Source organism: Brachybacterium sp. p3-SID1565 (assembly GCF_025143785.1).
In the GTDB taxonomy this organism is placed as follows: domain Bacteria; phylum Actinomycetota; class Actinomycetes; order Actinomycetales; family Dermabacteraceae; genus Brachybacterium; species Brachybacterium epidermidis.
Window position 1 is genome coordinate 1 of record NZ_JAMBDS010000020.1, and the last position, 20,049, is coordinate 20,049.

Sequence of the window (20,049 nt, forward strand, 5' to 3'; positions counted from 1 at the left end):
CCTCCGATTCTCCTTGCTGAGACTCGGAACGAAACCCAGGGCGCTTCAGGGGCCGTTCCCGCGGATGGCGTTGACCACGCTCATGATGACCAGGGCCAGCCACAGCAGATAGGCACCTGTGGTGATCAGGCTTCCCACCACGAGCAGGGGGATCTCCCACGGGTGCCTCATGCGCTGCTCGCCCAGCAGTCCGTGGGTGGTGGCACCGTTGATGAGTGTCGGTGCCGGGGTGCGACCGGCTCGCGATGCCCCCGTGGGCTGAGGCACGGCCGCCCCGGGGCCATTCGGTCCCGAAGGAGGGGGAGAGTACGACTGCGACATGGCTGCTCCTGATCGTGCGTGGGCGGCCCGTCGCCGCCATGCCCCACGCTACGAGCACCGGGCAGCTCCGCACCGGTGCCATGGTCGATGATCCGGTGTCGATGGTCGAAGCATCGCCTGCTCGCGCATCGACAGTTCGGATGAGTCGGGGGTCTCACAGACGTATCAGGCGCGGCCCCCGGGTGCGAGCAGCGCGTGAGACCAGGCCCGCATCGAGACCTCCCCGGGGTACAGGATGCCGGCGTGGGTAGGCGGGCACTTCGGCCCGCTGCGGGCCGCTTAGGGGGTGCATCATCGTGCCCATGAGTGCTCTCCCCACCCCATCACGTCGTTCCCTTCTGCTGGGCGGCGGCGCCGTCCTCACCTTCACCCTGGCCGCCTGCGGCGGCAGCGCCGATGAGCCCGGGGAGAACGACGGCGGGACCGCCACCGGCGAAGACGGAGCGTCCACGGGCGACGGCGGATCCGCGTCCGACGGAGGGGGCGCCTCCGACGGCGGGGGCGCTGCGGCGGGTCGCGACATCGACCGCTCCGTGCCCTACCTGGAACTGGCCGGGGCCAGCAGCGGGAAGATGGTGGACCTGCTGCTGGACTTCCGGTGCCCGCCGTGCCGCGGCTTCATGGAGACCTTCGGGACCCTGCTGCGCGACCTGGTGGAGTCGGAGGAGCTGGTGCTGCGCATCCATCCGCGCCCCATGCTCGATCTGGGCCGCGACTCGACCTACTCCCAGGACACCGCCGGTGCCGCTGCCGCCGTGTACGCCCAGGACCCGGCGCTGCTGCTGGACTTCGAGGAGGCCATGTACGCGGCCCAGCCGGAGTCCCCGGACGAGCCCGAGGCCGACATCGAGGAGATCGCGCGGATCGCCCAGGGCGTGGGCGGCGACGAGACCTGCCTGCAGCAGATCCGCGACCGCGTCTACGTGCCGTGGACGCTCGAGGTGGTGGAGCCCGCCGCCCAGGAGCTCGAAGTGGGCACCCCCACACTGATCATCGACGGCGAGATCTGGGAGGGCGACTGGACCCAGCCCGGCGCCGTGGAGAACGTGCTCCGGTCCTGAGCAGCCGGATGAACACGACGTGGCCTGCACCCGATCTCCAGGGGCTGGAATGACGGTGCAGGCCAGCGGCAATGTCAAGTAGCCCAGGCGGGGCTTGAACCCGCGACCGACGGATTATGAGTCCGCTGCTCTGACCGGCTGAGCTACTGGGCCGTGCCCTGTCCAGGGCGCGCATGAATCTATCAGGCCGCAGCCGCTATCAGCGCGTCGCGGCCGCCCCGCCGGTGCGGGTGTCGCCCGCACGCGCCGGGGCGTGGTCGCGCACCACTGTGATCGTCGGCCGTTCCCCGGCCCGGGAAGCCTCCATCCACTCCTCGAACACCGAGCCGCCGGGGGCTGCGGCGCTGCGCTGCAGCAGGGGGTCGGGCCCCACGTGCAGCTCGATCGCCCTGCCGCGCGGGTCAGGCAGCGGTGCGTGTCGCGCAGCCGCGACCGCCTCGCTCAGCGCGGCCCCGGACTCCTTGATGCGTCCGTGGCTGTCGATCAGGCCCAGGGTGTGCTCCAGCGGCGGGAAATCGGCCAGCTCGGTGGAGACGTCGTGGGAGCACCACCACGTGATGCCGTACAGATCCGGGCAGTCCATCGCCGTCTCCACGGTGCGCTGGACGAACCAGGCCACGTCCTGCTCGCCCAGGATGCTCCGCGGAGCGCCCACCTCCTGCAACCACAGCGGCCGATCCGGCGCGGGGGAGAAGCCGCGAGCCAGCTCCAGGTAGTACTCCGCGCGGTGCTCGACCTCGTAGGACCGGGCGCCGTAGCGCTGCCCGGTGCCGTCGAAGATCCAGCTGTGCACCACGGTGGCGTCGCCCAGTGAGGCGGACTGGTCGGGAGTGAAGGCGTGGTCGTCCATGAACCAGGCCGCGTCGTAGTTGGAGACGGTGTGCAGGCCACCGGGAACAGCGGTGCGCGCGGCATCGAGCATGGTGCGGGTCCAGGCCTCGGCCTGCGCCACCTCAAGGTGATTGGGGTCCGGGTGGTTGGAGGCGGAGAACTGGTTGATCTCGTTGCCCAGGCTGAGTCCCAGCAGGTTGGGCGCCCCGTCCAGTCGTGCACCCAGCTCTCGCACCAGTGCTGCGATGGACCCCACCACCTCGGGGTCGGTGAACATGTTGCGGCGGTGCCAGGTCAGCAGCCAGCTGGGCACGAAGTCGAAGCTCGAGAGGTGCCCCTGCACGACGTCCACCACCACGTCCAGGTCCACGGAGGCCGCCACGTCCACCACGGCCCGCACGTCGTCCAGGGCGCGGGGGCGGATCAGGGTGCGGTTGGGCTGCAGCAGCGGCCACAGCGGGAAGATCCGCACATGGTCCAGGCCCAGCTCCGAGATCGCCCGCAGATCCTCGCCCACGGCGTCCAGGTCCAGATCGTGCCAGGCGTGGAACCAGCCGATGCGCGGCGTGTAGTTGACCCCGAAGCGGGGGCGTGCCGGGGCCACGGAGGCGGCGGAGGGATCGGAAGACATCGTTGTCCTTCTCGGGTAGCTCGGTCACATCGGGGAAGATCGGTGCGGCGCCGGAACCACCGATGATCGACGAGCCGGCCACCGACGCCCGGGAATGCACCTCCCGTCCATCCCCGCCTGGTACTATAGCGCTTTAGTAGGAGTGGTGCGCGGGCCTGTGCCTCTGGGGGCTCCGCGACCACGTGCTTCTATGGGGAAGGCCCCGTGATGACCAGCTCCAGGCCCGAGCAGCCCCGCGGGACAGGTCGCGGCAAGCGCGTCACCATCGCAGACATCGCCCGCCGCGCCGGGGTGACCTCCGCTGCCGTCTCCCTGGCCGTCAACGGCCGTCCCGGCGTCTCCGATGCTACCCGTGAGCGGATCCTCGAGATCGCCCGCGAGCTGCGGTGGGAGCCGTCCCACGCCGCCCGGGCCCTTGCCGGTGCCCCGGTCAAGACGGTCGGGATGGTGCTGGCGCGCCCCGCCGAGGTGCTGGGCGCCGAGGCCTTCTTCGGGGCGTTCGTGGCAGGGCTGCAGGAGGTGCTCAGCGCCGCGGACTACTCCCTGCAGATGAAGATCGTGGAATCCACCGAGGCGGAGATCGACACCTACCGCCGCTGGTTCGGACAGCGCCGGGTGGACGGCGTGGTGCTGGTGGACCTGCGCCTTCAGGACCCGCGCATCGGCGCTCTGGAGGAGCTGGGCCAGCCGGCCCTGGTGGTGGGAGGCCCCGGGCACCACGGATCCCTGCCCTCGGTCTATGTCGATGACGCCGAGGCCACACGGCTGATCGTGGAGCACCTGGCCGAGCTGGGCCACACGCGCATCGCGCGCGTCGCCGGCACAGCGGAGTTCCTGCACACGATGCAGCGCAACACCACCTTCCGTCGCCTGGGAGAGGAGCTCGGACTGGAGTGTGTGCAGCAGGACGCCGGCTTCGGCGCGGCCGGCGCCGCCCGCGCCACGGCCGAGGTGCTGCGCCTTCCCGCACCTCCCACCGCGATCGTCTTCGACAGCGACGAGATGGCGCTGGCCGGCGCTGCGGTGCTGCGCAGCTGTGAGGTCCCCATCCCCGAGGGGGTCGCGGTGGTCAGCTACGAGGACTCCCCGCTCACGCGCGGGCACACCCCGCCCATCACCGCCATCCGTCGCTCCGCAGTCGAGTACGGGCGGGCTGCGGCCACGCGCATGCTCGAGGTGATCGACGCCGCCGCAGGGCGACGGACCGCCGCCACCGGGGATCCCGGCACCTCCGCGGAAGCCCGCGTGATCGAGCCGCAGCTCGCCGTTCGGGCCTCCACGGACCCGTCCCTGGGTGGCACCACGGGAGCCGATCTGGCCGCAGGGTTAGATGCGTCATAGACGGCCCCTCCCCGCCGTTTAGACGTGCGCCGGGCTCCGGAGTTTTGCTAGAGTCGTCCAGGTCGATCCCGCGTAGCTCAATCGGCAGAGCATTCGACTGTTAATCGAACGGTTACTGGTTCAAGTCCAGTCGCGGGAGCCAGCATCACCTCTCAGCCCCGGCCTCGGTCGGGGCTGAGTCGTATCCACTGCCCCTCGAGGAGACCCCATGCCCACCGTCCCGGACGACAGCTTCGAGTGCCCCGACGCCTACGGCCCCGGCAGCGTCTGGGCCGATCGCGTGAGCGAGCGCTCCCTGGTGGGGTGCAATCAGCGGGGTGTGGAGATCCCGATCGGCATGGGGGAGGGTGAGATCTCGCCCGGAGAGCTGCTGAAGATCGCCCTCATCGGCTGTGCCGGCATGAGCGCCGACATCCCCCTGGGGCGCCGCCTCGGCGAGGACTTCGCCATGCGTCTGTGGGCCCACGGCACCGCCGACGAGGAGCAGGACCGCTATCTTCGGATCGACGAGGAGGTCCAGCTGGACCTCTCCGGGCTCAGCGCCGAGGAGATCACCCGGGTGGTCACCGTGTTCGAGCGCGCCGTGGCCGCTGCCTGCACCGTGGAGCGCACCATCGTCCCCGGTGTCGAGGTGACCCACAAGATCTCCGGCAACCCGCAGGTCGAGGGGAATGCGGCCGGGCAGGAGCAGCGATGAGCATCCGTCCCATCCGCATCGTCGGCGACCCCGTGCTGCGCACCCCCTGCGACCCGATCGGCGAGATCACCGACGGTGTGCGCGGACTGGTCACGGACCTCATCGACACTGTGGACGACGAGGGCCGAGCCGGCGTCGCCGCCAACCAGATCGGCGTGAGCCTGCGCGCATTCTCCTGGAACCTCGAGGACCATGGGATCGGCTGCATCCTGAACCCCGTCATCGTGGAGCTCTCGGATGAGACCCAGGACGGCGACGAGGGCTGCCTCTCGGTGCCCGAGCTGTGGTTCCCGCGCACCCGAGCCGCCTACGCCCGCTGCGTGGGCAAGGACGTGGACGGCAATGAGATCGAACTGGCGGGCGATGGGATCACCGCCCGGCTGATCCAGCACGAGGTGGGTCACCTCGACGGCGCCCTCTACATCGACGGCCTGGAGCGCTCCGTGAAGAAGCAGGCGTTGCGCCAGATCAGGGAAAGGCTCTAAGCTCGGCCCACACCTGCAGGACATCTCGTCCACGGCGGCACCGATTCGTTGGGGAAGACGCATCGGAGACCGGAAGGAACGAGATGACCCAGGGTGTCGTATACATCCACTCCGCTCCGCGCGCCCTCGCACCGCACATCGAATGGGCCGCGGGCGGAGTGCTCGGCATGCCCGTGCGCATTCGCTGGGAGGACCAGCCCGCACGGCGCGGCCAGCTGCGCGCTGAGTTCACCTGGCGCGGTCACGTCGATACCGGAGCCTCCCTCGTGAGCGCCCTGCGGGGGCTGCACGAACTGCGCTTCGAGGTCACCCAGGACCCCACCACCGTCACCGATGGCTCCCGCTGGAGCCACACCCCCGAGCTCGGCATCCACCACGGTGTCACCGACCGCGCCGGAAACCTGGTGCTGACGGAGGATCATGTGCGCGGATGCATCGAGCGCGCCGGCGGCGACGCCCCTGCCCTGCAGCGGGAGCTGGGCGTGGCTCTCGGCGAGCCGTGGGACGAGGACCTGGAGATCTACCGGCACGCCGGCGAGGGCGTTCCGATGCGCTGGCTGCACCGGGTGAGCTGAGCAGCGAGATCAGGCGCTGGTGACCACCACGGCCACGTCGTGGCCGCCGAAGCCGAAGGCGTTGTTCAGCACCGCGATGTCGCCCTCGGGAAGGCCCACCGCTTCGTTCTGCGCGATGCGCAGCGGCACCTCGGGGTCGAGGTTCTCGATGTTGATGGTGGGCGGGGAGGTGCGGTGGTGCACCGAGAGCACTGAGAACAGCGACTCCAGCGCGCCGGCGCCTCCCAGCAGATGCCCGGTCATGGACTTGGTCGAGGTCACCACCAGCTGGTCGGTCACGCCGTCCAGCGCTGCGGCGACGGCGTGCAGCTCGCCGATGTCTCCCAGGGGCGTGGAGGTGCCGTGCGCGTTGACGTGCACCACGTCCTGCGCGGTGACACCGGCGTCCGTCACGGCCTCGCGGATCGCGCGGGCCTGGCCCTCCTGCGAGGGGGCCGAGATGTGGTGGGCGTCCGAGGCCATGCCGCGGCCGGAGACGTACGCGTACACGCGGGCACCGCGGGCGCGGGCGTGCTCCTCCGTCTCCAGCACCATGATGGCGGCACCCTCGCCCAGCACGAACCCATCGCGGTCGCGATCGTAGGGCCGGGAGGCGCTCTGCGGGTCATCGGTGCGAGTGGACAGCGCGCGGAGGTTGGCGAAGGCGGCCAGGGGCAGCGGGTGGACGCATGCCTCGGTGCCGCCCACCACGACCACGTCGGCCCTGCCAGCGCGGATCATGTCCAGGCCCACCGCCACGGCCTCGGCACCCGAGGCGCAGGCGGAGACGGGGGTGTGGGCACCGGCCTGGGCGCCCAGCTCGAGTTCGATGTGGGCGGCAGAGGAGTTCGCCATCAGCATCGGGATGGTGAACGGGTTCACGCGGCGGGCGCCCTTCTCCTGCACCAGGTCCCACTGGTCGAGGATCGTCCACACCCCGCCGATGCCGGTGCCGACCACCACGCCCAGGCGGGCCGGGTCTACCTCGGGGGAGCCGGCGTCGGCCCATGCCTCACGAGCAGCGATCATCGAGAACTGCCCGGAGGGGTCCAGCTTCTTCGCCTCGGGGCGCGCCAGGTGGTCGAGGGGGTCGATCGGGACTCGGCAGGCGAAGTCGACGCTCAGTCCGTACCGCTCGGTCCAGTCGTTCTCGAGCGTACGGGCGGTGGAGGTGCCGGCGAGGGCGGCCTCCCAGGTCGAGGCGGTGTCACCGCCGAGCGGGTTGACGGTGCCCAGGCCGGTCACGGCGACACGGGTGCGGGGAGCAGACATGGGGACCTCCGGGGGAACGGTCGGGAACGGCCGGGCAGGGAACGAAGGGAATGACGACGCCCGGGACGCGAGCGGTCCCGGGCGTCGTGCGGTGTCAGGCCTGTGCGCCCGCGATGTACTTCACGGCATCGCCGACGGTCACGAGGTTCTTGACCTCTTCGTCGGGGATGCGGACGTCGAACTTCTCCTCGGCGTTGACCACGATGGTCATCATGGAGATGGAGTCGATGTCCAGGTCGTCGGTGAAGGACTTGTCGAGCTTGACGTCCTCCGTGGCGACACCCGTCTCCTCGTTGACGATCTCGGCGAGGCCCTCGAGGATCTCGTTCTCGGTGTGTGCCATGGGGTTCTCCTTGGATTCGTGGATTGTGTGGCGGGGACAGACTACCTGCGACCGGGCCCTGTGACGTGCTCGTGCAGGCGCATGTCGTGTCTCAGGGCAGGATCAGGACCTGCCCCGCATAGGCGAGCCCGGCTCCGAAGCCGAACTGCACCAGTACGTCCCCGCTGGAGACCGCACCCTCCTGGATGAGGCGGTGGGTGGCCAGCGGGATGGATGCGGCCGAGGTGTTGCCCGTCTCGGCGATGTCCCGCCCGATGACGACGTCCTCGGGCAGGCCGAGCTGCTTGGCCAGCTCGTCGATGATGCGCATGTTGGCCTGGTGGGGGACGAACGCGTCGACGTCCTCGATGCGCAGGCCGGAGGCCTCGAGCATCTCGCGGATCTTCTTCGCGGTGTGCCACACGGCCCAGCGGAACACGGTGCGGCCGTCCTGCTCGAGGGTGGGCCACTCCACCTTCCCGTCGCGGAAGTCCACCAGCGAACCGGTCATGCGGATGGTGTTCCAGTTGTCGCCGTCGCTGCCCCACACAGTGGGACCGATCAGCGGCTCGTCACTCGGGCCGACGACGGCCGCACCGGCCCCGTCGCCCAGCAGGAACGAGATGGAGCGGTCGGTGGGGGAGACGAAGTCGGAGAGCTTCTCCGCCCCGATCACCAGCACGTTGCGGGCACCCCCGGAGCGGATCAGCGCATCGGCCTGCCCGATGCCGTAGCAGAACCCGGCGCAGGCGGCGGAGATGTCGTAGGCGATCACGTCGGGCCGACCCAGCTCGCCGGCCAGCAGGGTGGCCAGCGACGGCGTGGGGTAGGGGAACGAGATGGTGGAGACGATGATGGCATCCAGCGTGTCCAGCTCGATGCCGGAGGTCTCGATCGCCTCACGGGCGGCGGTCAGCGAGAGGTCCTTGACCCCAACCCCCTCGCTGGCCCGGGTGCGGGTGATGATGCCGGTGCGCTGGCGGATCCACTCGTCGGAGGAGTCGATGGGGCCCACGAGGTCGTCGTTGGGGACGCTCACGTCGCCGCGGGCCGCGCCGTAGGCGAGCACCCGGGAGCCGGGGACGGTGGGGTGGGGGCGCAGGGTGACGGCCATGTCAGTTCTCCTCGTCGTGATCGACGGCGTCGATGCGGTCGGCGGCCGACCCGTGCTCGCGGACGAAGTCCCCGGCCGCATCGAGGTTCTCCGGGGTGTTGAGGTTCATCAGGGCCACGCCCTTCAGCTCGCGCTTGGCCAGTCCGGTGAGGGTACCGGCCGGAGCGACCTCGAGGATGCCGGTCACGCCGCGGTCGGCGAACACGCGCATGCAGGCCTCCCAGTCCACCGGGGCGGCCACCTGGTTCACGATCAGCTCCAGGTAACGGCCGCCCTCGGTGACGACCTCCCCGGAAGCGTTGGAGACCAGCGGGCACTGCGGGTGCGGGTCGGAGGCGGTGAGCTGGGCGACCAGGGCCTCGAGCTCCTGACGCGCAGGAGCCATGTACGAGGTGTGGAAAGCCCCGGCGACCTGCAGCGGGATGACCCGGGCCTTCGCGGGAGGCGTCGCTGACAGTGCGTCGATGCGCTCCTTGGCGCCGGCGGCGACCACCTGAGCGGCGGAATTGATGTTCGCCGGGGTCAGGCCGTGCTCCTGGATCGCGGCCAGTACCTCCTCGCGGGTGCCGCCGACGACGGCCGCCATGGAGGTGGGCTCGGCAGCCGCCGCCGCAGCCATCGCGCGTGAGCGGACAGCGACCAGGCGCATCGCATCCTCGCGGTGGAGCACGCCGGACAGCGCCGCAGCAGTGATCTCGCCGACGCTGTGCCCGGCGAGAAGGTCGGCCTGCGGGCCGGCGCCGGATCCGGCTGCGCCCACCAGGGGGTCGAGCGCGATGATGCCGGCGGCCACCAGCAACGGCTGGGCCACGGCGGTGTCACGGATGGTCTCCGCATCGGACTCGGTGCCGTGGTGGATGAGATCCACACCGGAGGCCTCGGACATGGCGACCAGGCTGTCACGGACACCGGCGACCTCCAGCCAGGGGGCGAGGAAGCCGGGCTTCTGGGCGCCCTGGCCGGGGCAGACGATCGCGAGCACGGGGGACCTCCGTGGTGGTGACGTGATGTGGTGGGGAGAAGTCGGCGGGCAGTATCTGCGGGTGGGCGAGAACAGTACCGGGCCGCCCCGTGCGTGCAGGGGACGGCCCGGTTCCTGTCAGGACTCGCCGCCGAAGGAGCCGGACTCGCCGGCGTTGACGTTGCCCAGGTCGTACTTGTCGATCGCCTTGCGCACGGTGGAGGCATCGACCTTGCCCTTGCGAGCCAGCAGCTGCAGGGCCTTGACCACCATGGAATGGGCGTCGATCTTCAGGTAGCGGCGGGCAGCCGGACGGGTGTCGGAGAAGCCCCAGCCGTCGGCACCGAGCACGCCGTACTGGCCGGGGATCCACTCGCGGATCATGTCGGGCACCAGGAAGTCGAAGTCGCTGGAGGCGACGAACGGCCCCTCGACGCCCTCCAGGCGCTGGGTGATCCACGGGGTGCGCTCATCCTCGGGGTTGAGGAGGTTGTGCTTCTCGGCCTCCAGGGCCTCCTTGCGCATCTCGGTCCAGGAGGTCACCGACCACACGCTGGCGCGCACGCCCCAGTCCTCGGCCAGCAGCTCACGTGCGTGGCGCGCCCACGGCACGCCCACGCCCGAGGCCATCAGCTGCACCTCGGGGCCGTCGCCCTGCTCGGCGGCCTCCAGTACGTACATGCCCTTCAGCAGGCCCTCGACGTCCAGGCCCTCCGGCTCCTTGGGCTGCACGATGGGCTCGTTGTAGACGGTGAGGTAGTAGAAGACCTCCTGCAGGCGATCGTCCTCGCCGTACATGCGCTGCAGGCCGTCGCGGATGATGTGCCCGATCTCGTAGCCGTAGGCCGGGTCGTAGATCACGGTGCCGGGGTTGGTGTAGGCCAGGATCGGCGAATGGCCGTCCATGTGCTGCAGGCCCTCACCGGCCAGGGTGGTCTTGCCGGCGGTCGCGCCGATCACGAAGCCCTTGGCCATCTGGTCACCGGCGGCCCAGAAGAAGTCACCGGTGCGCTGGAACCCGAACATCGAGTAGAAGATGTAGAACGGGATCATCGGCAGATCATGGGTGGCGTACGAGGTCCCGGCCGCGGTGAACGCGGCGGTGGAGCTGATCTCGTTGATGCCCATGTGCTTGATCTGGCCGGAGGTGGCCTCCTTGTAGGCCAGCAGCAGGTCGCGATCCACCGAGAGGTAGTTCTGACCATCCGGGTTGTAGATCTTCGCGGTCGGGAACAGCGAGTCCATCCCGAAGGTGCGGGCCTCGTCGGGGATGATCGGCACCCAGCGCTTGCCGCTCTCCTTGTCGCGCATCAGGTCCTTCAGCAGCCGCACCAGCGCCATCGTGGTGGCGATCTCCTGCTTGCCCGAACCGCGCTTGACGACCTCGTAGGCCTTGTCGCCGGGAAGCTCGATGGCCTTGTGCTCCGTCCTCCGGCTGGGAACGGGGCCGCCCAGCTGGGCGCGATGGCTCTTGAAGTACTTCATCGCCGGCGAGTCCTCGTCCGGCATGTACAGCGGTGCGTCGTACACGCTGCCCGACTCGAGCTGCTCGTCGCTGACCGGGATGCGCAGGGTGTCGCGCAGGGCCTTGAGGTCATCCAGCGTGAACTTCTTCATCTGGTGGGTCGCGTTGCGGCCAGCGAAGTTCTTGCCCAGGCGGTAGCCCTTGATCGTGTGCACCAGGATCACGGTGGGCTGGCCCTTGTGCTCCGTGGCGGCCTTGAAGGCGGCGTAGATCTTCTTGGTGTCGTGGCCGCCGCGGTTCAGCTTCCACCAGATGTCCTCGTCGGACATGTCCTCGACCAGCGCCTTGGTGCGCGGATCGCGACCGAAGAAGTTGTCGCGGATGAACCCGCCGGACTCCGCACGGTAGGTCTGGAAGTCGCCGTCCGGGGTGGCGTTCATCAGGTCGATGAGGGCGCCGTCCTCGGAGGCGGCCAGCAGCGGATCCCAGCCAGTGCCCCAGATCACCTTGATGACGTTCCAACCGGCACCGCGGAACTGGCTCTCCAGCTCCTGGATGATCTTGCCGTTGCCGCGCACCGGGCCGTCCAGGCGCTGCAGGTTGCAGTTGACCACGAAGGTGAGGTTGTCCAGGTGCTCCTTGGCCGCGATGTGCAGGGCGCCGCGGGACTCCACCTCGTCCATCTCGCCGTCGCCCAGGAACGCCCAGGTGTGCTGCTGGCTGGTGTCCTTCAGGCCGCGGTTGTGCAGGTAGCGGTCGAAGGAGGCCTGCTCGATCGCGGCCACGGGGCCGATGCCCATGGACACAGTGGGGAACTCCCAGAAGTCCTGCATCGCCCGGGGGTGCGGGTAGGAGGGCATGCCGTGCTCGCTGGAGACCTCCTGGCGGAAGCCGTCCAGCTGCTCCTGGGAGAGCCGGCCCAGCATGTAGGCGCGGGCGTAGATGCCGGGGGAGGCGTGGCCCTGGAAGAAGACGTGGTCTCCGCCGCCCTCGTGGTCGCGACCGCGGAAGAAGTGGTTGAAGCCGACCTCGTACATGTTCGCGATCGAGGCATAGCTGGAGAGGTGACCGCCGACCGAGACGCCTGGGCGCTGCGCGCGGTGCACCAGCATCGCGGCGTTCCAGCGGATAGCGTTGCGGATCTCCTTCTCGAGCTCAGGGTCGCCGGGGTACTCCGGCTGCTCATCGGCAGGGATCGTGTTGATGTAGTCGGTGGTGAGGGAGTCCGGCAGGTGCAGGTCCGAGCGTCGGGCGTGCTGGATGACGTTCTGGATCACCTCGGAGGCGCGGTCCTCACCGCGAGCCTCCACCAGCCCGTCGAACGAGTCGAGCCACTCCCGCGTCTCCTCGGGGTCAGGGTCCTGCGCGTGGCTGGGCAGGTTGATTCCGATCGGGCGGGGGGTGATGTGCGAGCTCACACTGTCCTTCTCTCTCAGAAGTGCGGATCAGGTCACGGGGCGGGCGAACACCGCTGAGCCCCGCGCCGTCGGCCTCGGTTCGGTCCAGACTACAACCGGGAACCGAGGCCTGAGGGGTGAGGGTTCGCTCCGATGTGGTGACACCCGCAACACCCCCGGTGCAACTGTCATAGGATTGGCCGCGCGATGGGAGCACTGCGGTGTGACCAGTCGTGTTACTGCACCGTCACCTCGAAGGAGCCCGTTCTTGTCATCGTCGGCCGACCCCCGCCAGCAGCGCACCCCTGCGGAAGTGCTGGGATTCACGACCGGTCAGCTCGTGCAGGAGATCGGGTACGACGACGACGTCGACCTCGAGCTGCGCGATGCGATGGAGGACCTCATCGGTGCCGAGCTGGAGGACGAGGACTGCCAGGAGATCGTCGACGCCGTGGTGCTGTGGTGGCGCGAGGAGGACGGCGACCTCACCGACGCCCTCGTGGACTCCCTCACCACTCTCGACGCGGGCGCGCCGATCTGGCTGCTGAGCCCCAAGGCCGGGCGTGACGGCCACGTGAGCCCCGCAGAGGTGCAGGAGGCCGCGGAGACCGCGGGGCTGCGCGTGATGAGCTCGATGAGCCTGGCCAAGGACTGGACCGGGACGCGCCTGGCATCGCGCAACTGAGAGGCCCTGCCTCGCACACCGACCCGCCGTCTCACACCGGTAGCACCGGTAGGATCTGAGGGCGCCCCAGGAGGGCGCCCGCCCGGGGTCGTTAGCTCAGCTGGTCAGAGCGTCTGGTTTACACCCAGAAGGTCGGGGGTTCGAGCCCCTCACGACCCACCAGGTATGAAACGTATGTCGGCCCTCGCCCCGTTCGTGGCGGGGGCCGAATGCGGTTGTTGTGCACTTGACCTCTCACTCCAGTCGCCGGAGGGGCACGACGCTCGCGAAGACGGGATCAGAGGCGGCCGGATCACCGGGTGAGGGTGTAGGCGAGGACCAGGACAGCGGGCACCGCGAGCGCCAGGCAGCCCCAGATCATCATCGTGCGGCTGTCGCGCTCCTTCTGCTGCGGGGTGCGCTCGGCCTGATCCGAACCGCCCCACCCGCCGCTGCGCCTGCTCCGCAGCACGGTCACCAGGGTGACCACCAGTGCCGCAGCGATGGTGAGGCCGAACAGGATGAGGATGATCGTGTCCATGGGGTCACTCCTGGGTGGGGCGTCGACGGGGCAGGGCGCGTGCCCCAGGCTCTCATGCCGGGGTCGCGGGGAGGCGCTGTTCGGCCCGTGCCAGCAGGATCGCAGCGGGCAGGGCGGGCACCACGCACAGCACCATCGCGGTGAAGGTCAGCACCGGGGAGATGTCGAAGAAGTGCCCGGCGATCGCCGTCATCACCGCCGTGCCCGCCCCGGTGCCCAGCGCGGAGTACAGCCCTTGCGCGGGGACCATCAGGTCAGGGGCGACGTGTCGACGCATCGTCTGGATGAAGCCCACCTGCATCATGCCGAAGGTGAGACCGTGCAGCAGCTGCGAGGCCAGCAGCATCGGCACTGTTGGATCCAGCACCCACACGCCCCACCGCACCAGTGCACCGACGGTCGCGATCAGCATCAGCACAGCCAGGGGCCACCTGTCGGCCACCCCGGCGGTGAGACGGAACACCAGCATCTCCGACAGCGGCGCCAGCATCAGGAACAGGGCGATCACCAGCGGATCCACCTGCAGCCTCTCCAGATGCAGCGCTCCGAAGGCGTAGTACGCCGCGTGAGAGCTCTGCACCAGCACGCAGATCCCCAGGGCCAGCATGAACACCCGGTGCCCGAACAGCGGGCCCCACGCCCCGATCGAACCGGACCTCTGCGCCGCCACCACCTCGTCCCCGATCCGGGACAGCGCGGTCAGCGCTAGAGCCAGCAGCGCGAGCAGGAACACCGGCAGCAGCGCCCCGTTGCCCAGCTGTCGGGCCACCAGCCCGTTCACACCGGCGCCGGCGACGAACCCGAACGATCCCCACAGCCGCACCGGCCCGTACACCAGTGCTCCCCGCTGCGCCCCCAGGGCCGCGGTGGTCTCCAGCAGCGGCATCAGCGTGGGGTACAGCACGCCGAAGGCGGCCGAGAGCACCAACAGACCGGTCAGGCCGGTGTGCGGAAGGAAACCCAGGCCCAGCGCGAAGCACAGCCAAGGCAGCCATCGCGTGATGGTGCCGATGGGCCACAGCCGGTTCGCCAGCGGGAACAGGGTGACCACCGCGATCGCGCGGGTGACCAGCGAGATGGTGATCGACAGCCCGATCTCTGCGCCGTCGAAACCGCGGGCATCGAAGATGACACCCCAGTAGGACAGGAAGGTGACCCAGCTGAAGAAGAAGAGGAAGAACTGCACGCGCATCCAGGTGCGCACGGCGGCTCCCGAGGTCGTAGGGAAGGACCTTCCTATACTGGAGGGACACGCCGCATCGGCGCGCCCGGCGGGGGTGTGACATTCCTGCCCCTGGGCCGGAGCGAGGGGCGGCGGCACACCGACCACCCGTGGAGGCCAGCCCGGTATGACGGCACCGTTCCATCCGACCCGACCGTTCGATCTCGAGTCCATCCGGAGGGACTTCCCGATCCTGGACCGCCGCCTCGATGCGGACACCGCCATGGTGTACCTCGACTCCGGCGCCACCTCGCAGCGACCCCGCCCCGTGATCGACGCCGAGGTCGACTTCCTCACCCACGACAACGCCGCCGTCAAGCGCGGCGCCCACCGGATGGCCGAGGCCGCCACCGACGCCTTCGAGCATGCCCGCACCACGATCGGCCGCTCCATCGGCGCGCCCCGCAGCGAGGAGGTGGTGATCACCCGCGGCGCCACCGAGGCGCTGAACCTGGTGGCCCGCTCCCTCGGCGACGGCGACGACACCACCCCTGCGCAGCTGCGCGTGAGCCCCGGTGACGAGATCCTGGTGACGGAGATGGAGCACCACGCCAACCTGGTGCCCTGGCAGGAGCTCGCCCGCCGCACCGGCGCCACCCTGCGCTGGATCCCCCTGACCGACGAGTTCACGCTGGACCTCACCGGTCTGCCCTCCCTGCTCACCGAGCGCACGAAGGTGCTGGCGCTGACCCACCAGTCCAACGTGCTGGGCACGGTGAACCCCGTCCGGGAGCTCGCCGAGGCGGCCCGTGCCGTCGGCGCCCTGACGGTGCTGGATGCCGCGCAGTCAGCGCCGCACATGCCCTTCGACGTGTCCGAGCTCGGGGTGGACTTCGCAGCTCTGTCCGGTCACAAGATGCTCGGTCCCACGGGGGTGGGCGTGCTGTGGGGCCGCTACGAGCACCTCGCGGCGATGCCGCCGTACCTCACCGGCGGCTCCATGATCGAGACGGTCACCATGGACCGCTCCACGTACGCCGCGCCCCCGGCACGCTTCGAGGCCGGCACCCCGCCGGTCTCCCAGACCGTGGGCCTGGGCGCCGCCTGCGACTACCTCAGCGCGCTGGGGATGGAGCAGATCGCCGCCCACGAACAGGCGCTGACCACCCGGGCCCTCGAGGGCCTGTCGGGGATCGACGCCGTGCGGGTGCTGGGACCCGGAGCGTCCCCGCAGCGCAGCGGCGCGGTCGCCTTCGTGATCGACGGCGTGCACCCCCACGACGTGGGCCAGGTGCTGGACTCCTTGGGAATCCAGGTGCGCGTGGGCCACCACTGCGCCTGGCCGCTGCACCGCCGCTACGGCGTCACCGGCTCCACCCGCGCCAGCTTCTCCGTCCACACCACCGAGGCCGAGGTCGACGCGTTCGTCGACGGCGTGGCCCGTGCCATCGACTACTTCCAGGCGGCATCCCGGTGACCAACCCTCTCGATTCCCTCTACACCGAGCTCGTGATCGAGCACGACAAGCGGCCCCAGAACGCGGGCCTGCGCGAGCCGTTCGACGCCGAGGTGCACCACGTGAACCCCACCTGCGGTGACGAGATCACCCTGCGGCTGCACCTGGATCGCGATGACCGCGCGGGGGGCAGCCTGCGGATCCGCGACATCTCCTACGAGGCGATCGGCTGCGCCATGAGCCGGGCCTCCGCCTCGATCATGAGCGACCTGCTGATCGGCCGCACCACCGAGGAGGCGCTCCCGGTGATCGAGCACCTGGAGACAGTTATGAGCTCGCGCGGCACCGTGGAGGCCGACGAGGAGCTGATCGGAGATGCCGTCGCCCTGATGGGGGCCGCGAAGTTCCCGGCCCGCATCAAGTGCGTGCTGATGGCCTGGAAGGCGTACCAGGCGGCCCTGGTCGAGACGCAGGCGATGGGGGAGCGGTGAACCTGCCCGTGCACGATCCGAGCGCTCACCGGCCGTCCGTGCTGGCTGACGTGATCGGGGTGCTCGAGGCCGCCTACCCGCTGCGGTGGGCGGAGGCCTGGGACCGCGTGGGCCTGGTGCTGGGAGAGCGCGATGCCGAGGTGAGCAGGGTGCTGCTGGCCGTCGATCCCACCGTCGCGGTGGCCCGCGAAGCCATCGACCGCGAGGCACAGCTACTGGTCACCCACCATCCCCTGCTGCTTCGGGGCGCTAGCTTCCTGCCGGCCGACGACGGCAAGGGGCAGGTGGTGACATCCCTGATCCGTGCCGGCATCGGACTGTGGTGCGGGCACACCAACGTGGACCGGTCCACGCTCGGCACCGTCGGCGCCTGGGTCCGTGCACTCGACCTGCAGGATGCCCGCCCCCTGGTCCCCGGGAAGGAGAGCGGCGAGGCGGCCGCTGCCGACCACGGATCGGAGCTGTTCGGGCTCGGAGCCGTCGGCCAGGTGCCCTCCCCGATCACGGTAGGAGAGCTCGCTGCACGCCTCGCCGGGATCGTGCCTGCCACCGCGCGCGGCATCGCGCACACCGGCCCTGCCGATCGGGAGGTGCGCACGATCGCTGTGTGCCCCGGGGCGGGGGACTCGTTCCTGGAGGCCGCCACCGGTTCGGGGGCCGACGTGTACATCACCTCGGACCTGCGCCATCACCCGGCGCTCGAGCACATCGAGGACGCCGCAGACCCGTCGGCCGTGCCGGCGCTGATCGACGTGGCCCACGCCGCGAGTGAGGCCCTGTGGCTGCCGCTGGCCCGCGAGCTGCTGAACGAGACCCTGCCCGGCATCGAGGTGCTGATCAGCGAGCAGAGCACGGACCCCTGGAGCGGGCAGGTCAGCTCACCCTGTCCACGATAGCCAGACGGTCCCCTTCCAGTTCGACCCCCAGCGTGCCGCCGAAGCCCGCCCGGAGCTGATCGACCACCTCGTCGGGCGTCGAGGCCGGCGCGGCGGCGTCGAGCAGCACACGGGTCACCCAGCCTCGATAGCGCTTCGCGTCGTGCGAGACCACCTTGCGGGTGCCGCTGCGCTCCTGCACCGGGGACACCTCCAGCACCGTCACCTTGGGGGTGGAGCGCATCGGCATCATCGTGCGGTATGCACCGGAGCGGGAGTCGATCACCACGGGGGAGGGGCCCTCGGCCTCCTCGCCGAGCAGCCCGGAACCGAGGGGGCGCAGGTGGCGGGCCCACCATGTGGCGGCCTTCCCCAGCCGCGCCACGGTGGAGCCAGCGGAGAGCCGATAGGCCGGGATCCGGTCCGTGGCGGCATCGACCACCCCCAGCAGGGAGCTCTGCACCAGGACCCGCCTATCAGCCGGGATCTCGATGGAGGGGTCCAGCTGGTCGAACAGCACGCCGGAGTAGACGGTCAACGGCGGGCCCACCGGCTCGTCCTCGAGAGCGACCATCCGCTCCACCAGCTCTGGGGCGGAGGCCGGGACGCCCAGCTTGGTCGCCGCGTCCCTGCTGGCGGCGGTGCGCTGGACCGCGCGAAGCATGGTCGCGCGCTGCTCGGTGAGCTCCGGGAAGGCGAGTGCCCCCAGATCGAGCGCGCCGGCGGCGACGCCGGGGTCGGGCCGGGTCTTGGTCTCCGAGGGAGGCAGCAGGATCAGCACCCCACCATTGTGGATGGCAACGCACGGCCATGGAGGGACCGGCGGTGGAGAGCTGCCGCACGTCCAGGAGGGCGCAGGAGCAGGACCCGCGTAGAATCGTGCGCGGACCAGTCGGCCGGGCAGTCGCGTCCCCGGTGCACGCACCGGGGCCGAGGAAAGTCCGGGCTCCAACCGGCACGGTGGTGGGTAACGCCCACCCGGAGCGATCCGCGGGACAGTGCCACAGAGAGCAGACCGCCGCAGCCGCCTCGGCGGTTGCGGTAAGGGTGAAAGGGTGGTGTAAGAGACCACCGCGGCCTCGGTGACGAGGACGGCACGGCAAACCCCACCGGGAGCAAGGTCAGACAGGGAACGCTGAGGGCGCCGGCCCGAGTTCCCGGGTAGACCGCTGGAGGTCGTCGGCAACGGCGATCCGAGATGGATGACTGCCGATCACAGAACCCGGCTTACAGGCCGACTGGTCCGCTCCCGGTATCCCGTGCGTTCGATGCGGGCGCAGTCCGGCTGCGGTTCTCCCGCCATCGCTGCTCGTCCACACCGCGGCTTTTGGACGCACGTCGAAGGAGCGCGGCTGGGCCGAGGTCCGTCGTGGATGACGGGCGTGCGGTGTCAGTCCTTCGAGGTGGATTTCTTGGCGGAGTTCTTCTCCGTTTTCTTCTCCGCCTTCTTGTCGTTCTTCCTGGCCTTCTTGTCGGCCTTCTTGTCGCCCTTCTTCGCGGACTTCTCGAGCTTCGCCTGGGCCTTGTCAGCAGCGAGACCGGACTTCTTCCGGCCGTTCCCGCCGGCGGCAGCACGGGTCTCGTCCTCCGCGTGGCGCGCCAGGACGGCGGCACCGATGATGCCGGCCTCGTTGCGCAGCTCGGCCGGCACGATAGGGGCCCGCAGGTCGAGCTCGGGCAGGTACTTCTTGTGATGCTTGGAGACCCCGCCGCCGACGATGATCAGGTCGGGGTTGAACAGGAACTCGATCAGCGAGTAGTACTCCTGAAGGCGCTCAGCCCACTGCGACCAGTCCAGCTCCTCGCGCTCCCGCACCGACTCGGCCATGTACTTCTCCGCGGAATCACCGTGGAGGGGGATGTGGCCCAGCTCGGTGTTGGGCACCAGATGACCGTCCACGAACAGCGCCGTGCCCACCCCGGTGCCCAGCGTGGTCATCAGCACCACACCCTTGGCATCCCTGCCGGCACCGAACTCCATCTCGGCGATGCCCGCCGCGTCGGCATCGTTGACCACGAACACGTCATGGCCGGTTCGCTCCGTGAACAGGGCGTCCACGTCCGTGCCGATCCAGGAGTGGTCCACGTTGGCGGCCGTCTTGGCCACACCGTGCTGGATCACGGCGGGGAAGGTCACGCCCACCGGCACCCCCGCGGCGATGTCGAAGGACTCGATCAGCTCGCGCACCGTCTCGGCTACGGCATCCGGTGTGGACGGCTGCGGGGTGGGGATCCGCAGGCGGTCCGTGGCCAGCTCACCAGCCTTCAGGTCCACGGGCGCGCCCTTGATCCCGCTGCCGCCGATATCGATGCCGAAGGCCGTCGTGCTGCTCATGTTCTCTCCTCGATGCGGTGCACGAGCCTGCGAGATGCGCGGCCGTGCCGAACGTGCGATCGCCCCAGTGTGG

At 69.9% G+C, this 20,049-nt stretch carries 20 protein-coding genes, 3 tRNA genes and 1 other RNA gene; 12 read left to right on the forward strand and 12 right to left on the reverse strand.

The features are described from left to right. Nucleotides 1-45: 45 nt before the first annotated feature. Nucleotides 46-267: a hypothetical protein gene (locus M4D54_RS06515; RefSeq protein ID WP_193865902.1), complete on the reverse strand. Its 222-nt coding sequence runs from the start codon at nt 265-267 to the stop codon at nt 46-48. Nucleotides 268-623: 356 nt separating this feature from the next. Between M4D54_RS06515 and M4D54_RS06520 the strand changes: the two genes are divergently transcribed. Continuing rightward, entirely contained in the window at nt 624-1,382 is a 759-nt protein-coding gene (locus M4D54_RS06520) for a thioredoxin domain-containing protein (RefSeq protein WP_193865901.1), read from the forward strand. Between the two features lie 79 nt (nt 1,383-1,461). Here the strand turns inward: M4D54_RS06520 and M4D54_RS06525 are convergent. After that, nucleotides 1,462-1,535: transfer RNA gene (locus tag M4D54_RS06525), tRNA-Ile, on the reverse strand. A 46-nt stretch (nt 1,536-1,581) separates the two neighbouring features. Beyond that, the gene (locus M4D54_RS06530) at nt 1,582-2,844 is read right to left on the reverse strand and encodes a glycosyl hydrolase (RefSeq protein WP_193865900.1); all 1,263 of its coding nucleotides are present in this window, start codon (nt 2,842-2,844) and stop codon (nt 1,582-1,584) included. A 207-nt stretch (nt 2,845-3,051) separates the two neighbouring features. Here M4D54_RS06530 and M4D54_RS06535 point away from each other — a divergent pair, with 207 nt between their 5' ends. From M4D54_RS06535 to M4D54_RS06555, 5 genes are all read left to right on the forward strand, one after another. After that, complete coding sequence (locus M4D54_RS06535) at nt 3,052-4,185, forward strand: LacI family DNA-binding transcriptional regulator (RefSeq protein ID WP_193865899.1); 1,134 nt, start codon at nt 3,052-3,054, stop codon at nt 4,183-4,185. A gap of 66 nt (nt 4,186-4,251) precedes the next feature. Further along, a tRNA-Asn gene (locus M4D54_RS06540) sits at nt 4,252-4,327 on the forward strand. A 66-nt stretch (nt 4,328-4,393) separates the two neighbouring features. Next, on the forward strand, nt 4,394-4,882 hold the full coding sequence (locus M4D54_RS06545; RefSeq protein ID WP_193865898.1) for an OsmC family protein: 489 nt from the start codon (nt 4,394-4,396) through the stop codon (nt 4,880-4,882). Continuing rightward, nucleotides 4,879-5,367, forward strand: a complete 489-nt coding sequence (locus tag M4D54_RS06550; RefSeq protein ID WP_193865897.1) for a peptide deformylase — start codon at nt 4,879-4,881, stop codon at nt 5,365-5,367. The genes M4D54_RS06545 and M4D54_RS06550 overlap by 4 nt, the downstream gene beginning before the upstream one ends. Nucleotides 5,368-5,450: 83 nt before the next feature. Continuing rightward, nucleotides 5,451-5,942 carry a DUF3145 domain-containing protein gene (locus tag M4D54_RS06555; RefSeq protein ID WP_193865896.1) on the forward strand — a complete coding sequence of 164 codons (492 nt, stop codon included), beginning with the start codon at nt 5,451-5,453 and terminating at the stop codon, nt 5,940-5,942. A gap of 9 nt (nt 5,943-5,951) precedes the next feature. On the opposite strand, the gene M4D54_RS06560 is transcribed toward M4D54_RS06555, so the two are convergent. The 5 genes from M4D54_RS06560 to aceE all read right to left on the reverse strand — a co-directional run bounded on the left by M4D54_RS06560 (nt 5,952) and on the right by aceE (nt 12,473). Beyond that, on the reverse strand, nt 5,952-7,193 hold the full coding sequence (locus M4D54_RS06560; RefSeq protein WP_193865895.1) for a beta-ketoacyl synthase: 1,242 nt from the start codon (nt 7,191-7,193) through the stop codon (nt 5,952-5,954). A gap of 94 nt (nt 7,194-7,287) precedes the next feature. Continuing rightward, nucleotides 7,288-7,536: an acyl carrier protein gene (locus tag M4D54_RS06565; protein ID WP_017822459.1), complete on the reverse strand. Its 249-nt coding sequence runs from the start codon at nt 7,534-7,536 to the stop codon at nt 7,288-7,290. A gap of 91 nt (nt 7,537-7,627) precedes the next feature. After that, nucleotides 7,628-8,629, reverse strand: a complete 1,002-nt coding sequence (locus M4D54_RS06570) for a beta-ketoacyl-ACP synthase III (protein WP_259789072.1) — start codon at nt 8,627-8,629, stop codon at nt 7,628-7,630. A gap of 1 nt (nt 8,630) precedes the next feature. After that, the gene (locus M4D54_RS06575) at nt 8,631-9,611 is read right to left on the reverse strand and encodes an ACP S-malonyltransferase (protein ID WP_259890746.1); all 981 of its coding nucleotides are present in this window, start codon (nt 9,609-9,611) and stop codon (nt 8,631-8,633) included. Between the two features lie 117 nt (nt 9,612-9,728). Then, nucleotides 9,729-12,473, reverse strand: coding sequence for a pyruvate dehydrogenase (acetyl-transferring), homodimeric type (aceE, locus tag M4D54_RS06580; RefSeq protein WP_259890747.1), 2,745 nt, complete (start codon nt 12,471-12,473; stop codon nt 9,729-9,731). Nucleotides 12,474-12,720: 247 nt separating this feature from the next. On the opposite strand from aceE, the gene M4D54_RS06585 reads away from it, so the two are divergent. Further along, nucleotides 12,721-13,137, forward strand: coding sequence for a DUF3052 domain-containing protein (locus M4D54_RS06585; RefSeq protein WP_193865891.1), 417 nt, complete (start codon nt 12,721-12,723; stop codon nt 13,135-13,137). 85 nt (nt 13,138-13,222) lie between these two features. Continuing rightward, nucleotides 13,223-13,299, forward strand: a tRNA-Val gene (locus M4D54_RS06590). Between the two features lie 130 nt (nt 13,300-13,429). Here M4D54_RS06590 and M4D54_RS06595 read toward each other — a convergent pair. Further along, the gene (locus M4D54_RS06595) at nt 13,430-13,657 is read right to left on the reverse strand and encodes a hypothetical protein (protein ID WP_193865890.1); all 228 of its coding nucleotides are present in this window, start codon (nt 13,655-13,657) and stop codon (nt 13,430-13,432) included. 52 nt (nt 13,658-13,709) lie between these two features. Further along, the gene (locus M4D54_RS06600) at nt 13,710-14,861 is read right to left on the reverse strand and encodes an MFS transporter (RefSeq protein ID WP_259890748.1); all 1,152 of its coding nucleotides are present in this window, start codon (nt 14,859-14,861) and stop codon (nt 13,710-13,712) included. A gap of 145 nt (nt 14,862-15,006) precedes the next feature. Here M4D54_RS06600 and M4D54_RS06605 point away from each other — a divergent pair, with 145 nt between their 5' ends. Genes M4D54_RS06605 through M4D54_RS06615 form a run of 3 tightly spaced genes read left to right on the forward strand, consistent with a single transcriptional unit; the run spans nt 15,007 to nt 17,662 of the window. Then, nucleotides 15,007-16,296: an aminotransferase class V-fold PLP-dependent enzyme gene (locus M4D54_RS06605; RefSeq protein WP_259890749.1), complete on the forward strand. Its 1,290-nt coding sequence runs from the start codon at nt 15,007-15,009 to the stop codon at nt 16,294-16,296. Next, entirely contained in the window at nt 16,293-16,766 is a 474-nt protein-coding gene (sufU, locus tag M4D54_RS06610; protein WP_193865887.1) for a Fe-S cluster assembly sulfur transfer protein SufU, read from the forward strand. The genes M4D54_RS06605 and sufU overlap by 4 nt, the downstream gene beginning before the upstream one ends. After that, nucleotides 16,763-17,662: a Nif3-like dinuclear metal center hexameric protein gene (locus M4D54_RS06615; protein ID WP_259890750.1), complete on the forward strand. Its 900-nt coding sequence runs from the start codon at nt 16,763-16,765 to the stop codon at nt 17,660-17,662. Before sufU ends, M4D54_RS06615 begins: the two co-directional genes overlap by 4 nt. Here M4D54_RS06615 and M4D54_RS06620 read toward each other — a convergent pair. Continuing rightward, nucleotides 17,640-18,422, reverse strand: a complete 783-nt coding sequence (locus M4D54_RS06620; RefSeq protein ID WP_193865886.1) for a YaaA family protein — start codon at nt 18,420-18,422, stop codon at nt 17,640-17,642. The two genes, M4D54_RS06615 and M4D54_RS06620, sit on opposite strands and share 23 nt — an antisense overlap. Before the next feature lie 107 nt (nt 18,423-18,529). Here M4D54_RS06620 and rnpB point away from each other — a divergent pair. Further along, nucleotides 18,530-18,887, forward strand: an RNA gene (gene rnpB, locus M4D54_RS06625) — RNase P RNA component class A. A 144-nt stretch (nt 18,888-19,031) separates the two neighbouring features. Here the strand turns inward: rnpB and ppgK are convergent. Then, nucleotides 19,032-19,976, reverse strand: coding sequence for a polyphosphate--glucose phosphotransferase (ppgK, locus tag M4D54_RS06630; protein WP_311199683.1), 945 nt, complete (start codon nt 19,974-19,976; stop codon nt 19,032-19,034). Nucleotides 19,977-20,049: the final 73 nt, after the last annotated feature.